16 protein-coding genes are annotated in these 13,968 nt (G+C 70.0%); 11 read left to right on the forward strand and 5 right to left on the reverse strand.

Going from position 1 to position 13,968, the window contains the following annotated elements:
- Nucleotides 1-181: 181 nt before the first annotated feature.
- The 4 genes from HUV06_RS04365 to HUV06_RS04380 form a co-directional block, all read right to left on the reverse strand.
- Nucleotides 182-2,638, reverse strand: a complete 2,457-nt coding sequence (locus tag HUV06_RS04365; protein WP_174300051.1) for a glycogen/starch/alpha-glucan phosphorylase — start codon at nt 2,636-2,638, stop codon at nt 182-184.
- A gap of 58 nt (nt 2,639-2,696) precedes the next feature.
- Complete coding sequence (gene lptF / locus HUV06_RS04370) at nt 2,697-3,830, reverse strand: LPS export ABC transporter permease LptF (RefSeq protein WP_174300052.1); 1,134 nt, start codon at nt 3,828-3,830, stop codon at nt 2,697-2,699.
- Between the two features lie 98 nt (nt 3,831-3,928).
- Entirely contained in the window at nt 3,929-4,582 is a 654-nt protein-coding gene (gene thiE / locus HUV06_RS04375; RefSeq protein WP_174300053.1) for a thiamine phosphate synthase, read from the reverse strand.
- A gap of 44 nt (nt 4,583-4,626) precedes the next feature.
- Nucleotides 4,627-5,328: a MarC family protein gene (locus HUV06_RS04380; protein ID WP_254600872.1), complete on the reverse strand. Its 702-nt coding sequence runs from the start codon at nt 5,326-5,328 to the stop codon at nt 4,627-4,629.
- Between the two features lie 93 nt (nt 5,329-5,421).
- Here HUV06_RS04380 and pyrF point away from each other — a divergent pair, with 93 nt between their 5' ends.
- Nucleotides 5,422-6,138 (forward strand): orotidine-5'-phosphate decarboxylase, encoded by a 717-nt coding sequence (pyrF, locus tag HUV06_RS04385; protein ID WP_174300055.1) that lies wholly within the window; start codon nt 5,422-5,424, stop codon nt 6,136-6,138.
- Between the two features lie 48 nt (nt 6,139-6,186).
- Complete coding sequence (locus HUV06_RS04390) at nt 6,187-6,681, forward strand: nucleoside deaminase (protein WP_174300056.1); 495 nt, start codon at nt 6,187-6,189, stop codon at nt 6,679-6,681.
- Nucleotides 6,682-6,758: 77 nt separating this feature from the next.
- On the opposite strand, the gene secB is transcribed toward HUV06_RS04390, so the two are convergent.
- Nucleotides 6,759-7,271 (reverse strand): protein-export chaperone SecB, encoded by a 513-nt coding sequence (secB, locus tag HUV06_RS04395; protein WP_371810988.1) that lies wholly within the window; start codon nt 7,269-7,271, stop codon nt 6,759-6,761.
- Nucleotides 7,272-7,426: 155 nt separating this feature from the next.
- Here secB and timA point away from each other — a divergent pair, with 155 nt between their 5' ends.
- The 9 genes from timA to HUV06_RS04440 all read left to right on the forward strand — a co-directional run bounded on the left by timA (nt 7,427) and on the right by HUV06_RS04440 (nt 13,968).
- Nucleotides 7,427-8,041, forward strand: coding sequence for a TIM44-related membrane protein TimA (timA, locus tag HUV06_RS04400; RefSeq protein WP_174300057.1), 615 nt, complete (start codon nt 7,427-7,429; stop codon nt 8,039-8,041).
- Nucleotides 8,041-9,270: an MltA domain-containing protein gene (locus HUV06_RS04405; protein ID WP_174300058.1), complete on the forward strand. Its 1,230-nt coding sequence runs from the start codon at nt 8,041-8,043 to the stop codon at nt 9,268-9,270. Before timA ends, HUV06_RS04405 begins: the two co-directional genes overlap by 1 nt.
- Nucleotides 9,239-9,769 carry a Smr/MutS family protein gene (locus HUV06_RS04410; protein WP_174300059.1) on the forward strand — a complete coding sequence of 177 codons (531 nt, stop codon included), beginning with the start codon at nt 9,239-9,241 and terminating at the stop codon, nt 9,767-9,769. Before HUV06_RS04405 ends, HUV06_RS04410 begins: the two co-directional genes overlap by 32 nt.
- 79 nt (nt 9,770-9,848) lie before the next feature.
- A complete protein-coding gene (locus HUV06_RS04415; RefSeq protein WP_174300060.1) occupies nt 9,849-10,841 on the forward strand; it encodes an adenosine kinase in 993 nt (330 codons plus the stop codon).
- A gap of 20 nt (nt 10,842-10,861) precedes the next feature.
- Entirely contained in the window at nt 10,862-11,476 is a 615-nt protein-coding gene (hisB, locus tag HUV06_RS04420; protein ID WP_174300061.1) for an imidazoleglycerol-phosphate dehydratase HisB, read from the forward strand.
- 7 nt (nt 11,477-11,483) lie between these two features.
- Nucleotides 11,484-12,122 (forward strand): imidazole glycerol phosphate synthase subunit HisH, encoded by a 639-nt coding sequence (gene hisH, locus HUV06_RS04425; protein WP_174300062.1) that lies wholly within the window; start codon nt 11,484-11,486, stop codon nt 12,120-12,122.
- A complete protein-coding gene (hisA, locus tag HUV06_RS04430; RefSeq protein ID WP_254600873.1) occupies nt 12,119-12,844 on the forward strand; it encodes a 1-(5-phosphoribosyl)-5-[(5-phosphoribosylamino)methylideneamino]imidazole-4-carboxamide isomerase in 726 nt (241 codons plus the stop codon). Before hisH ends, hisA begins: the two co-directional genes overlap by 4 nt.
- A 3-nt stretch (nt 12,845-12,847) precedes the next feature.
- Nucleotides 12,848-13,612: an imidazole glycerol phosphate synthase subunit HisF gene (hisF, locus tag HUV06_RS04435; RefSeq protein WP_174300064.1), complete on the forward strand. Its 765-nt coding sequence runs from the start codon at nt 12,848-12,850 to the stop codon at nt 13,610-13,612.
- Entirely contained in the window at nt 13,609-13,968 is a 360-nt protein-coding gene (locus HUV06_RS04440; RefSeq protein WP_174300065.1) for a phosphoribosyl-ATP diphosphatase, read from the forward strand. The genes hisF and HUV06_RS04440 overlap by 4 nt, the downstream gene beginning before the upstream one ends.

Raw genomic sequence — 13,968 nt, forward strand, 5'->3', positions numbered from 1 at the left:
TCGACTTCGGTTCTCATCCCCTTTGCGAGAGCCAAATGCTGGACAAGCGACCTTACGCCGACGGCGCGCCCGGTGCGTGTGCGAGAATGCGTCGCCGACCAGGACAGCTATACCGGCTGAGTCGTGAAGCCACCAATGGCGCAAGCGTCCCTTTCTTCGCGAGCCGCCCGTCGTCTTACCCCTACATCACCTCCCAGATGTCTCGCGCATACTCGCTGATCGTGCGGTCGGAGGAGAACCAGCCGACGCCCGCGGTGTTGCGGATGGCCTTGCTCCACCAGGCGGCGGGGGTGCGCCAGAGCGCGTCCACCTCGCGCTGGGCGCGGGTGTAGGCGTCGAAGTCAGCGCAGAGCATGAAGCGGTCATCGTTGTAGAGTTCAGCCACCAAACCCGAATAACGGGCCGGGTCGTCTGGCGAGAAGACGCCCGAGGCGATGGCGGTCAGGGCCTGAGACAGCTCGCGGGACTGGGCGATGCAGTCGGCGGGATGGTAGCCGGCCTGGCGGCGGCCGGCGACCTCGTCCGCGGTCAGGCCGAAGATGAAGATGTTGTCCGGCCCCACCCGGTCCCTGATTTCGATGTTGGCGCCGTCGAGCGTGCCGATGGTCAGGGCGCCGTTCAGGGCCAGCTTCATGTTGCCGGTGCCCGAGGCCTCCATGCCGGCGGTGGAGATTTGCTCGGACAGGTCGGCGGCGGGGACGATCCGCTCGGCCAGCGACACGTTGTAGTTGGGGACGAAAACAAGTTTCAGCAGGTCCTGGGTAGACGTGTCGGCATTGACCCGGCGAGCCACATCGTTAGCGAGCTTTATGATCAGCTTGGCGTTATGGTAGCTCGAGGCCGCCTTACCCGCGAAGATCTTGACCCGCGGCGCCCAGTCGCGCTCGGGGTGCGATCGGATGTCGTCGTAGAGGGCGACCGTCTCGACGATGTTGAGCAGCTGGCGCTTGTATTCGTGAATCCGCTTGATCTGAACGTCGAACATCGCGTCCGGGTCAAGCCTCACAGCGATATGGCGGCGGATGTGGTCGGACAAGGCCGCCTTGTTGGCTCGTTTCACCGCGGCGAACCTGGCCTGGAAGTCGCCCTCGTCGGCATGAGCCTCCAGCGCGGACGTCGCCTCGGTTCGATCCAGGAAAGCGTCGCCGATGGTCTCGCGAAGCAGGCCGGTGAGCGCCGGGTTGCACTGCTGCAGCCAGCGCCTGGGCGTGATGCCGTTGGTCTTGTTGTTGATGCGCTCCGGGTACAGACGATGGAGGTCGGCGAACACCGTCTGCTTCATCAGCCGGGTGTGCAGGGCCGCGACCCCATTGACGCTGTGGGCCCCGGCGAAGGCAAGGTTGGCCATGCGCACCCGCCGCTCGCCGCTTTCGTCGATCAGCGAAATGGCGGAGATCGCCCGGTCGTCCGCCCACGGACGGCTTCGGGCTTCTCGCAGCAGCCGGGCGTTGATGGCGTAGATCAGCTGCATGTGGCGGGGCAGGAGCCGCTCGAACATGGGCAGCGGCCAGGTTTCCAATGCCTCGGGCAAGAGCGTGTGGTTGGTGTAGCCGAAGGTTGCCTGGGTGATTCGCCAGGCCTCGTCGAACTCCAGGTCATGCACGTCGACGAGCAGCCGCATCAGCTCGGCCACCGACACTGCGGGGTGGGTGTCGTTGAGCTGGATGGCGGCCTTGTCAGCCAGGGTGCGGATGTCGCCGAAATACTGCATGTGGCGGCGCACCACGTCCTGCAGCGAAGCCGACGAGAAGAAATATTCCTGGCGCAGGCGCAGCTCCTGCCCGGCCGGGTGGGCGTCAGCGGGGTAGAGGACGCGGGTCAGTTGCTCCGCTCGGTTGCTGTCGGCCAAGGCGGCGGCATAGTCGCCGGCGTTGAAGGCCTCGAGCTTCAGCGGGTCCACCGCCTGGGCGGTCCATAGGCGAAGCGTGTTCACCCGCACGCCCCGCCAGCCGACCACCGGCGTGTCCACGGCCGTGGCGATCACCCGCTCGGCCGGGCGCCACTTGGCCCCCCCCGTGTCGGTGCTCACCACCTCGCCGCCGAAGCCGATGTGATAGCTGCTCTCGCGGCGCTCGAACTCCCAGGGATCGCCGTGGGCCAGCCACGTCTCGGGCAGCTCCACCTGCCAGCCGTCATCGATGCGCTGGCGGAACATGCCGTTGACGTAGCGGATGCCGTAGCCGTAGGCGGGCAGGTCCAGGGAGGCGAGGCTCTCCATGAAGCAGGCGGCGAGCCGGCCCAGGCCGCCGTTGCCGAGCGCCGCGTCCGGCTCGATCTCCTCGATGGCGGCGAGGTCCACGCCGAGGGAGGCGAGCGCCTCGCGCACCTCCTCGTTCATGCCGAGGTTGGTGAGGGCGTCGCGGAGCAGCCGCCCGATCAGGAACTCCAGGCTGAGATAATAGACCCGCTTGGCGCCGGCGCCATGGGCGGACCGGGTGGAGGCCATCCAGCGGTCGATGATCTGGTCCCGCACGGTCAGGATGGTGGCCGCAAGCCAGTCGTGCGGCCGGGCGGCCCTGACGTCCTTGCCGACGCGGTAGGTGAGGCTGGCGACGATCCGCTCGGCCAGCGGGGTGGGTGCGGCGGGCGGCTTGGGATCGGGCAAGGTCACGTCCGACAGGGCTGGATGGTCCTGCACAGTATGGCAAGTCCGGAGCGGCGGCAGACGGAAGCGACGGCGCGGATGCACATCATCCTCAGGCTCCAATCGGCTTCAGCTCGGAGCCGAGCGGGGCCGCGTGCGAGGCGCTGCGGCCCCCCCGGAACAGGATGCGCGCCGCGTAGAAGAGCGCGACCAGCGGGATCATCCATTGCAGGACGTCCAGCGCGGGGGTGGACTCGCAGAGCGCCTGCACGGTCACCCCCAGCAGGCGGACCACGAGGGCGAGCAAGGCGGCGATCCCGATGCGCCGCGCATAGCCCAGCCGGCTGAACCCGCCGCCGAGCACCGCGATCAAGGCGAACAGCACAAAGAGCGGGATGTACATCGGCGCGGTGAGGCGTGAGTTCCACTCGGCCGACATCTTCTTGCGCAACGGCTTGTTCAGTCCAGCCTTCGGGTCGGGGAAGACCAGCTCGTGCAGGTACATGTCGGACGGTTTGTAGGCGAGCACGTCGGCGGTGTTGACATAGGGCGTCAGGTCCAGGGTGTATTCATCGAACTTGAGAAAGTTCAGCACGCCGGTAGGGCTGAACTGCTCGTTGGAGCCCTGCCGCATCACCAACACCGGCGCCCCGCCCTTGCGCACGATGACCCCGCTTTTTGCGTCATAAGTCGCCGAACTATGGTCGGTTCGGAGCTGGTGGATGAACAGGTTATGCAGTCGATTTTCCGCATCCACGCGCTGGGCGTAGACGGTCAGGCCGCCGGGGCTTTCGCTGAACTGGCCCTCCTTGACCAGGCTTCCGACCAGGTCGGTGCGGGCCTTGAACAGCTCCTCGCGGGTGATGCGGCCGCAGAGAGGCGCCAGCCACAGGCTGATCACCAGCATGACCATGGCCGCCCAGGCGCAAAGGCGCAGGGCGGGACTGGCGACCTGCCAGCGGCTCATGCCCGCGGCGAAGCAGACCACGATCTCCTGCTCGGTGTGCAGCTTGTTGACCGTGAACAGGGTGGCCACGAAGGCCGCGATCGGCAGCACGAAGCTGATCAGGTTGGGGATGGTCAGCGACACCAGCCGTAGAAACAGCCACGCCGCCTGACGCTGGCTGACCACGATGGTCAGCAGCTGCAGGCTGCCGCTGAGCACGGCCACCCCGGTCAGGGCCGCGGTGGCGGCCAGCGTGGGGAGCAGCAGTTCCCTGAACAGGTAGCGTTGGACGAAGAGCATGCTGGAGAGCCAGGGGGTCCGGCGACTGGATTTGGCCCCTTGGACCGGAAAGGAAGGCCGCGCACAAGCTTTGCGGGAGGTCGCCGGTGAGGCGCGGCTCAGCCTGTCCGCCTCGCCGCACCCTGCTGCATCGCCGTGTTGAAGGCGCGCACCGCTGCGGCGGGACCTTCCGGATAGTCCCAGACGCCGGCGCTGACGGCCAGGAAGTCGGCGCCCGCCCGGGCGAGGCCCTCCGCCGTCTGCACGGTGATCCCGCCGATGGCGACGCACGGCGTCAGCATGGCCGCCTGCCAGGCGGTGAGCAGCTCAGGCTCTGCCCGGTGACTGGCCGGCTTGGTGGCGGTGTCGAAGAAGGCGCCGAAGGCGACGTAGTCCGCGCCCGCTTCCGCCGTCTCCAGCCCCAGGTGGAAGCTGTCATGGCAGGTGACGCCCACCATGCCCTGGCGGCCGACGGACCGGCGCGCTTCACCGTAGCTGGCGTCCTGCTGGCCCACATGCACGCCGTCGCAGCCGAGCCGCGCGGCGAGGTCGGGCCGGTCGTTCAGGATCACCGCAACGCCCCGGGGCTGGGCGAGGGGGGCCAAGACCTCGACGGCCCGGGCGATCGCCTGATCGTCCACGTCCTTCAGCCTGATCTGCAGCGCGGCCACGTCGCCGGCGTCGAGCGCCTGTTCCAGGCAGGCGGCGAACGCGCCCAGGTCCGGCAGGGTCGGCGGAGTGATCAGGTACAGGCGGCAGGCGGGCGCATCCATCCCGCTCGCTTGAACGGACTGGTCATGCGGGTCAAGCCGCAGCCCTACCTGTGCTTGGCGGGGTAGGGCTGGGCGGCGGAGAGGCTGACGAGGTCGTGGGTGGCGCCGGCCATGCCCACGATGATGAACTGCACCGCCATGGCGGTGAGGATCAGCCCCAGCACCCGCACCACGATGGTCATGCCGATCTTGCCGAGCACCCGCGAGACCAGCCGGCTGGCGACGAAGACCAGGCACGTGACCGCCGACACGGCGAAGATGCCGCCTACTCCGGCCGCATAGCCGCGCCAGCCCATCGGCCGCGCCTCGCCCGCATAGATCACCGCGGCCGAGATGGCGCCCGGCCCCACCAGCAGCGGCATGCCGAAGGGCACGATCAGGTCCTCGAACCGCCGCCGGGCGTAGGTGCGGGCGTCCAGCGACTCGCCCGCCTCGTGCGCCACCTCGGCGAACATGGTAGAGAAGTCGTCGCGCGCCATGTTCAGCCCCATCAGCAGCAGCATCAGCCCGCCCGCGATCCGGAAGGCCGGCATGGAGATGCCGAAGAACTTCAGCATGCCGAGGCCCGTGAGGAAGAAGGCCGACATGAACACGAAGGTGAACAGGGCCACATACAGGGCGATGCGCCTCTGGGCCGCGGCCGGCGCGGCCGAGGTGGCGGCGGCGAACAGCGGCACCATGCCCACGGGGTCGATCAGCGCAAACAGCGCGATGAAGATGTTGACCCCGAACGTCCACGGTCCCACCGGCCGCCCTCCCTTACCCGGCATGCGCCGGCGCGCCCTCTTGCAGCATAGCTCGCCCCACAAGTCTCCGGGGCATCACCAAAAGAGCCGCCCGTGACCGCCGACCCGCGCCTGATCTGCCCGCTCGACCTGCCCGACCGCGCCTCGACCGAGGCGATGGTGGAGCGCATCGGCGACGCGATCAGCTTCTACAAGATCGGCCTGGAGCTGCTGGCCACCGACGGCATGGCCCTGGCGCGCGAGCTCAAGGCCGACGGCCGACAGGTGTTCACCGACTGGAAGCTTCACGACATCGGCGAAACGGTGCGCCGCGCCACGGCCGCCATCACGGCCACCGGCGCCTGCGACTTCCTCACCGTCCACGCCGAGCCCCAGGTGCTGGCCGCCGCGGTGAAGGGCCGCGACGGCGACAGGCAGGTGAAGATCCTCGGCGTCACCGTGCTGACCAGCCTGACCGAAGACGACCTGGCCGATCTGAGCTACGGGCTGAAGCTGGACGCCCTTGTCGAGCGCCGGGTGCGCCAGACCCTGGACGCCGGCGCCGACGGCGTGGTGGCCAGCCCGCACGAGGCGGCGCAGGCCCGCCGCATCAGCGCTGAGGCGGGCCGGCCCGACTTCCTGGTGGTGACGCCGGGCGTGCGGCCGAGCTGGGCGGCGAAGAACGACCAGGCCCGCGCCGCCACCCCGGCCCAGGCCCTGGCCGCAGGCGCCAGCCACCTGGTCAGCGGCCGCCCGATCACCCACGCCGCCGATCCCCGCGCCGCCGCCAACGCCATCGTGGCCGAGATGGCGGAACGCGCCGCCGCCTGAACGCTTTCGCTCCCGCCCGGTGTCGGGCGGTCAGTCGAGTGGCGTTGCATGTCGAGTCTCGAGGACGAACGCTTCATGCGCGAGGCGATGCGTGTCGCCACCGAGCGGAGCGCGGACCCGAGCGTTTCCCCCATAGGCTGCGTTATCGTGAAAGACGGCCAGATCATCGCCACCGAACGCAACCGGGTGGAGGACGACCACGACCCCACCGCCCATGCCGAGATCACCGCCATCCGCGCCGCAGGCGCCAAGCTTCAGGACCCCGAGCTGCGCGGTGCGGTGCTCTACAGCACGCTGCAGCCCTGCGGCATGTGCACCATGGCGTCGATCTGGTCGAAGGTGGGACGGGTGGTGTTCGGCGCGGGGCGAGAGGACGTGCACCGGATGTATTTCGAGGACCGCCACATCGACACGATGCAGTTTATCGAGGACGCCTACCGCCACGACCTTACCATCGAGGGCGGCGTGCTGCGGGCGGAGTGCGCGGCGCTCTACTACGGCCCGCACGACCACCCGCCGTTGGAAGAGCAGGGGAACTTATAGGACGGACGCTGGACTCGCCCGGCTCACATGAGGCGCTGCTGGCGTTGATCCTTAAGCTCTCAATGCCTTCGGAACGTTCAGGCGTTCCCGATCGTCGCCGGCCCACCCTGCGCCCGCTGGGCGGCGTAGACGGCGGCGAAGTCTATGGGCTCCAGGTGGAAGGGCGGGTAGCCGCCCTCCGCCGTCATGTCCGAGATGATCCGCCGGGCGTAGGGGAAGAGGAAGCGCGGGCATTCGATCAGCAGCACCAGCTCCAGCTGGTCCTCCGGAAAGTTCTGCAGCTCGAACAGGCCGCCATAGACCAGCTCGATCTGGAACACCGTCTCGGCCTGGCGGGTCGCCTTGGCGCTGAGCTTCAGGTCCACCTCGTAATAGCCGTCCGGCCGGCCCTTGGCGCTCATCTCCACGCCCATGTCGATGGCCGGCGGCTCCGCCCCCTGGCGAAGAGAGTCCGGCGCGTTGGGGTTTTCGAAAGACAAGTCGCGCGTAAACTGCGCCAGGATGCGGATCATCGGCCCTTGCGGACCTCCAGGACCGTTCGGGCCGAGCGCATTGGGGTTCGGCGGCGGGAAGTCGGTCACGTCGGTGATCTCTGAAGACGGCGGGCTCGGGAGAGCGGGGTCGCTAACACGAGGAGGCTTGGCCATGCAACGTCGTGCGCGGATGGACCTGACGCGGACCCTGGAAGCGCCTATATGCAGGCGGCGGATCGTCGCGAACCTTGACCTTTATCGCGGTTAGCCCCTTGCAAGTCGTAGAACTCCTCCTCGCCGCCGCCTTCGCCGCCGTCGTGCTGTTCCAGCTCTATTCGGTGCTGGGCCGGCGCATGGGACGTCAGCCGCAGGACGCCAGCAAGCTCGGCCTCGCCAAGGTGCTGACCCCCCGCGGACCCGCGGGGGCGACCGACACGGCCGCGCCCATCCAGCCCACCGGCGTCGGCGCCCTGAAGGCGCGTGATCCGAGCTTCGACCCCCAGCGCTTTCTCAGCGGCGCCCGCACCGCCTACGAGCAGATCGTCAAGGCCTACGCGGCGGGCGATCGCGGCGTGTTGAAGGGCCTGACCTCCAGCACCGTGTTCGGCGCCTTCGAGCGCGGCCTGGCCCAGCGCGAGGCGGCGGCCCGCACCGAGCAGGTGGAATTCCTGCAGCCGCCCCGCGCCGACCTGGACGACGCCTCAGTGAACGGCGAGACCGCGCGGGTGCGGGTTCGCTTCCTGTCGGAGCTGCGCTCGCGCACTAAGGACGCCGCGGGTGAGGCGGTGGACGACCGCCGCACCGCCGAGTTCTGGACCTTTGAGCGCCTGGTCACCAGCCGCGACCCCAACTGGACCTTGGCCCGGGTGGAGGCTGCGGAGGCCTGATGGCCGTTGCGCCGGGCCGCTCGCGGGCGGCCCTTGCCCTTGGCCTCCTCTACGCGGCCGCCCTGGCTGGCTGTGCGCCCACCCAGCTCGCAGGGTCGCCGGCCTATGCGCCAGCGCCGCGGGTCGCACCCCAGACCCCCCGTTCGGCCGGCGGCGAGGGCGTCTCCGACCTGGCCAACCTGCCCGGCTGGGCGGACGAGGACCACTCCGCGGCGCTGGCGGCGTTCCAGGCCGGCTGCGTGTCGGCGGCCGCGCCCGGCATGCAAGCTGTCTGCACGCGCGCCCGGGCGCTCGGCCGGGTCGACGATCCCGCCGCCCGTGTGTTCTTCGAAACTAATTTTCGACCTATGATCCTGCCGGGCCCCGGCCTGCTCACAGCCTATTTCGCACCGGAATACCCCGCTCGCAGCATGCCCGGAGGCGGCTTTTCCGCCGCGCTCAGGGGCAGGCCCGCCGACCTCGTCTACCCGCCAGGCGACGCCACCGACCCGTCAAGCCACAAGCCGCTCGCGCGCCAGCTCGGCGATGGCGGGCAGACCTGGCCCTACCCTGCCCGCGCCGGCATCGAGCTCACCCCCGCCACCGACGCCCTGGCCTACATGCGGCCCGAGGACCTGTTCTTCCTGCAGATCCAGGGCTCGGGCGTGCTCACCTTTCCCGACGGGCGGCGGATGAAGGCCAGCTATGCGGCCGACAACGGCCGGCCGTTCGTGCCCATCGCCTCGGCCATGGTGCGCCGGGGCGAGCTGGAGCGGGACCGGGCCTCGGGCTCCGCCATTCGCGCCTGGCTGCGCGCCCATGCCGGCGCTGAGGCCCAGTCGGTGATGGACCTCAACCCCCGCTACGTCTTCTTCAACCTGACCCCCGACGACGGGCGCGAGCCGGCCGGGGCGGCCGGCCTGCCCCTGACGCCTGGGCGCGCCGTGGCCGTCGACCCCGCCTGGCACCCCTATGGCGAGCCCTACTGGATCGACGCCGCCGCCCCGACCCTCAGCGGCGCGGTGAAGACCTATCGCCGCCTGGTGATGGCGCTGGACACCGGATCGGCCATCCGGGGCGACGTGCGGGCCGACCTCTATCTGGGCCGGGGCGAGGCGGCAGGGCTTGAGGCGGGGCGGGTGCGCCATACCTTGCTGATGGTGAGGCTGGTCCCGGTCGCCGGGGGCGGAGCCTCGGCGCGCGAAGCAGGAGCGGGTCATGAAGCGGCCCCTGCGTCCGGAGGAGACTAGGCTCTGGGCGGTGGTCACCGCCACCGTGCGGCCATCCCCAGGTCGGGCGGCGCCGAAGCTGGCGGCTCCCTCCCCTGCACCCTCTGCAGCCCCAGCGGTCGGGCCGGCGAAAGTCGCCAGACCGGGCTCGGCGCCCAGGCCCAAGGCCGCCGCCAAGCCGCCCGCGCTGGACCCCCAGGGCATCGAGCCCAGGCGCAAGCATAGGATCGCGCGGGGCCGCGAGGTGATCGAGGCCCGCCTCGATCTGCACGGCCTGGACCAGGACCGCGCCCGCACCCGCCTGCTCGACTTCCTGCTCGACGCCCAGGCCGCCGGCGCCCGCGCCGTGCTGGTGATCACCGGCAAGGGCTATGCCGGCCAGGGGGTGCTCCGCCGCCGCACGCCGGAATGGCTGGCCGACCCGCGGTTGCGAGGCGTGGTGGCCGGCCTGTCGCCGGCGGAGGCGCACCACGGCGGCGACGGCGCCTACTACATCGCCCTCAGGCGCAAGGCGCAATGAGCGGGAGACCGAAGTTGCCCCGGCGCCCCGTACGGCTATAAGTCGCCTTCCACCCGACGCCGCCGTTCCCGGAATCCGCATGTCCTCTTCCTTCGACGTCGCCGCCGTCGGCAACGCCATCGTGGACGTGCTGGCGCCGGCCAGCGACGAATTCCTGAGCGGCGAGAACCTCGCCAAGGGCGCCATGATGCTGATCGACGCCGAGCGCGCGTCGAGCCTCTACACGTGCATGGCGGCGGGCGTCGAAGCCTCAGGCGGCTCGGCGGGCAACACCGTGGCCGGGGTGGCGAGCCTCGGCGGCCGCGCCGCCTACGTCGGCAAGGTCGCCGACGACACGCTGGGCGAGGTGTTCCGCCACGACATCACCGCCATCGGCGTCCACTTCCGCCCCACACCGTCCAAGGGACCGGAGGGCACCGGCCGCTGCCTGGTCAACGTCACCGAAGACGGCCAGCGCACCATGTGCACCTATCTGGGCGCCGCCAACGCGCTCACGCCCGAAGACGTCGATCCGCAGCTGATCGAGGCGGCGGAGATCATCTACCTGGAAGGCTACCTGTTCGACCCGCCCGCCGCGCGCGAGGCCTTCGCCAAGGCGGCGGGGATCGGGCGCAAGGCCGGGCGGCGCGTGGCCCTGACGCTGTCGGACGCCTTCGTGGTGGAGCGTCACCGCGACGCCCTGCTCGACTTCATCGGGGCCAACGCCGACATCGTCTTCGCCAACGAGGCCGAGGCCATGGCGCTGTTCCAGACCCAGGACTTCGACGAGGCGCTGAAGGCGCTGTCCGCCAAGGTCGCCACCGTGGTGGTCACCCGCGGGGCTCAGGGATCGGTGATCGTGACAGGCGGTGCGACCACCGCCGTCGAGGCCGCGCCTGTCGGCAAGGTGGTGGATACCACCGGCGCTGGTGATCAATACGCCGCCGGCGTGCTCTACGGCCTGGCCCGCCACCTCGATCCGCGCACCTGCGGCCGGCTCGGCGCCCTGGCGGCGGTGGAGGTGATCGCGCACTACGGGCCCCGGCCCCAGACGCCGCTGAAGGCCCTGGCCGAAGCCGCCGGCCTGATCTAGGCCGAAGGCAGGAGACCCCCATGGCCGACGGCTCGCAGGTCACCGCTCACCGCACCGCCGAAGTGCGGCGCGACACCAAGGAGACCCAGATCCGGGTCCGGGTCGACCTGGACGGGATCGGCGCCTCCACCATCACCACCGGGATCGGCTTCTTCGACCATATGCTTGACGGCTTCGCCCGCCACTCCGGCATCGACCTGGAGGTCGAGACCCGGGGCGACCTGCACATCGACATGCACCACACAGTGGAGGACACCGGCATCGCGCTGGGCCTCGCGGTGAAGCAGGCGCTGGACGGCTTCAGGGGCGTGCGCCGCTTCGGGGCGGCCTACATCCCCATGGACGAGACCCTGACCCGCTGTGCGCTGGACCTGTCCAACCGGCCCTACCTGATCTGGAAGGTCGCCTTCCCGCGCGACAAGGTCGGCGAGATGGACACTGAGCTGTTCAAGGAGTTCCACCACGCCTTCGCCATGAACGCCGGCGCCTGCGTGCACCTGGAGACGTTGTACGGCGAGAACAGCCACCACATCGCCGAGAGCGGCTTCAAGGCTCTGGCCCGCGCGCTCCGCCAGGCCGTTGAGCTCGATCCGAAGACGCAAGGCGCCGCCCCTTCCACCAAGGGCGTGCTCTGAGCCGCTCATGCCCACCGTCGCCCTGATCGACTACGGCTCGGGCAACCTGCGCTCGGCGGAGAAGGCGCTCGCCCGGGCGGCCGGGACGCTCTCTCGCGGCCACGAGGTCGTGGTGACCGACGCGCCGGATGTGATCGCCCGCGCCGACCGGATCGTGCTGCCGGGCGTGGGCGCCTTCTCCGCCTGCATGGACGCGCTGGAACAGCGGCCGGGTCTGTTGGAGGCGATGACTGACGCAGTGCAGACGCAGGGCCGCCCGTTCCTCGGCGTCTGCGTCGGCATGCAGCTACTGGCCTCGCGAGGACTGGAGTTCGGACCCCGCGCCGGGCTGGACTGGATCAAGGGAGAGGTGCGGCGGCTCGAACCGGGCGAGGACGCGTTGAAGGTGCCCCATGTGGGCTGGAACGACGTCTCCGCCCTGCCTCACCCGCTGTTCCGAGAGGCGTCCACCTCCCAGATGTACTTCACCCACTCATATGTGTTCGACCCGACCGACCCGGGCGTCGTACTTGCGGTCAGCGACTATGGGGGGACCATCACGGCAGCGGTGGCGAACGCCAATGTCGCCGGTGTGCAGTTCCACCCCGAGAAGTCTCAAGGCGCAGGGCTTGCGCTGATCGCGCGCTTCCTGGAGTGGCGGCCTTGATCCTCTATCCGGCCATCGACCTGAAGGGCGGCCAGTGCGTGCGCCTGCTCAAGGGCGACATGGGCCAGGCCACCGTGTTCAACGACGACCCCGCCGACCAGGCCCGCCGCTTCGCCGCCGAGGGCTTCTCCTGGCTGCACGTGGTGGACCTGGACGGCGCCATCGAGGGGCGCTCGGTGAACGAGGTCGCCGTCCACGCCATCCTGCAGACCGCCGCCATCCCGGTGCAGGTCGGCGGGGGTGTACGGAGCCTCAGGGATGTGGCCGCCTGGATCGAGGCCGGCGTCAGCCGCGTGATCCTGGGAACCGCCGCGGTCAACAATCCCGAGCTGGTGCGCCAAGCCGCCGCCGAGTTCCCCGAGCAGGTGGCCGTGGCCATCGACGTGCGTCATGGCAAGGTGGCTGTCGCCGGCTGGGTCCAGACGTCCGAACTCGACCCCACCGACCTGGCGCGGCGGTTCGAGGATGCGGGCGTCGCCGCCCTGATCGTCACCGACATCGGCCGAGACGGCACGCTCGCCGGCGTCAACGTGCCCGAGATCGGCGCGGTGGCGGACGCCGTGGCCATCCCGGTGATCGCTTCAGGCGGCGTAGCGGGGGTGGACGACATCCTTCGACTCAAGCGGCGCGTGGGCGCACCCATCTCAGGCGCCGTCCTGGGCAAGGCGCTCTACACCGGGGCGCTGGACGCTCGTGCAGCCCTGGCGGCGGCGCGGCGCTGAGCCTTGCTCAAGGTGCGCGTCATCCCCTGCCTCGACGTGAAGGACGGGCGCGTGGTGAAGGGCGTGAACTTCACCTCGCTCCGCGACGCGGGCGATCCGGTGGAACAGGCGCAGGCCTATGACGAAGCCGGGGCCGACGAACTCATGTTTCTGGACATCACCGCCTCGTCCGACGGCCGGTCCGCCATGCTCGACATGATCGCACGGACCGCCGACGCCTGCTTCATGCCCCTGGCGGTTGGAGGGGGGGTGCGCACGGTGGAGGATGCTCGCCGGCTGCTCCGCTCGGGCGCGGACAAGGTTTCGGTCAACACCGCGGCGGTGGAGAACCCGCAGCTGATCGCCGCCTGCGCCGACGCCTTCGGCGAGCAGTGCGTGGTGGCCGCCATCGATGTGAAGCAGGTCGAGGCCGGGCGCTGGGAGGTGTTCACCTACGGCGGCAGGAAAGCCACCGGGCTGGACGCGCTGGACTACGCCGCCACCGCCGTAACCTGCGGCGCAGGCGAAATCCTCCTGACCTCCATGGATCGGGACGGCGTGAAGGGCGGCTACGACATCGCGCTGCTCAAGCGGTTCAGCGAGGCCGTTCCGATCCCGGTGATCGCCTCGGGTGGCGCGGGCTCGGCCCAGCACATGGTGGAGGCGGTGCGTGACGGCGGCGCCTCGGCGGTGCTGGCGGCCTCGATCTTCCATTTCGGCGAGGTGAGCCTCAGCGAGGCCAAAGCGGCCATGGCGGCGGCCGGCCTGCCGGTGCGGGATCTGAGATGAGTGGCTCGTTCGACCGCCTGGCTCGTGCGCTGCAGCGGCTGGACGACACGATCAAGGCGCGACAGGGCGCGGACCCCGCCAGCTCCTACACCGCCCATCTGCTTGCGGGAGGCGTCGCGCGGGCGGCCAAGAAGTTCGGCGAGGAGGCGGTGGAGACGGTAGTCGCCGCCATGCAGGACGATCCGGACGCCCTGGCGGAGGAGAGCGCAGACCTGCTCTACCACTGGCTGGTGCTGCTGACCGCGTCAGGCGTCACGCTGGATACGATCGCCGCCAGGCTGGAGGCGCGTGAAGGCCGCTCCGGCATCGAGGAGAAGGCGTCGCGCGCCAGGGCTCCCGACAGCACAGGGGGCTAG

This window comes from Caulobacter sp. S45, assembly GCF_903642205.1.
Lineage (GTDB): Bacteria > Pseudomonadota > Alphaproteobacteria > Caulobacterales > Caulobacteraceae > CAHJWH01.

Excerpts from the sequence above, each read along its gene's own strand:
- lptF (WP_174300052.1), bottom strand. The coding sequence starts at position 3,830 with ATGCTCTTCGTCCAACGCTACCTGTTCAGGGAACTGCTGCTCCCCACG.
- thiE (WP_174300053.1), bottom strand. The coding sequence starts at position 4,582 with ATGGATGCGCCCGCCTGCCGCCTGTACCTGATCACTCCGCCGACCCTG.
- HUV06_RS04390 (WP_174300056.1), top strand. The coding sequence starts at position 6,187 with ATGTCGAGTCTCGAGGACGAACGCTTCATGCGCGAGGCGATGCGTGTC.
- HUV06_RS04405 (WP_174300058.1), top strand. The coding sequence starts at position 8,041 with ATGGCCGTTGCGCCGGGCCGCTCGCGGGCGGCCCTTGCCCTTGGCCTC.
- HUV06_RS04410 (WP_174300059.1), top strand. The coding sequence starts at position 9,239 with ATGAAGCGGCCCCTGCGTCCGGAGGAGACTAGGCTCTGGGCGGTGGTC.
- HUV06_RS04415 (WP_174300060.1), top strand. The coding sequence starts at position 9,849 with ATGTCCTCTTCCTTCGACGTCGCCGCCGTCGGCAACGCCATCGTGGAC.
- hisB (WP_174300061.1), top strand. The coding sequence starts at position 10,862 with ATGGCCGACGGCTCGCAGGTCACCGCTCACCGCACCGCCGAAGTGCGG.
- hisH (WP_174300062.1), top strand. The coding sequence starts at position 11,484 with ATGCCCACCGTCGCCCTGATCGACTACGGCTCGGGCAACCTGCGCTCG.
- HUV06_RS04440 (WP_174300065.1), top strand. The coding sequence starts at position 13,609 with ATGAGTGGCTCGTTCGACCGCCTGGCTCGTGCGCTGCAGCGGCTGGAC.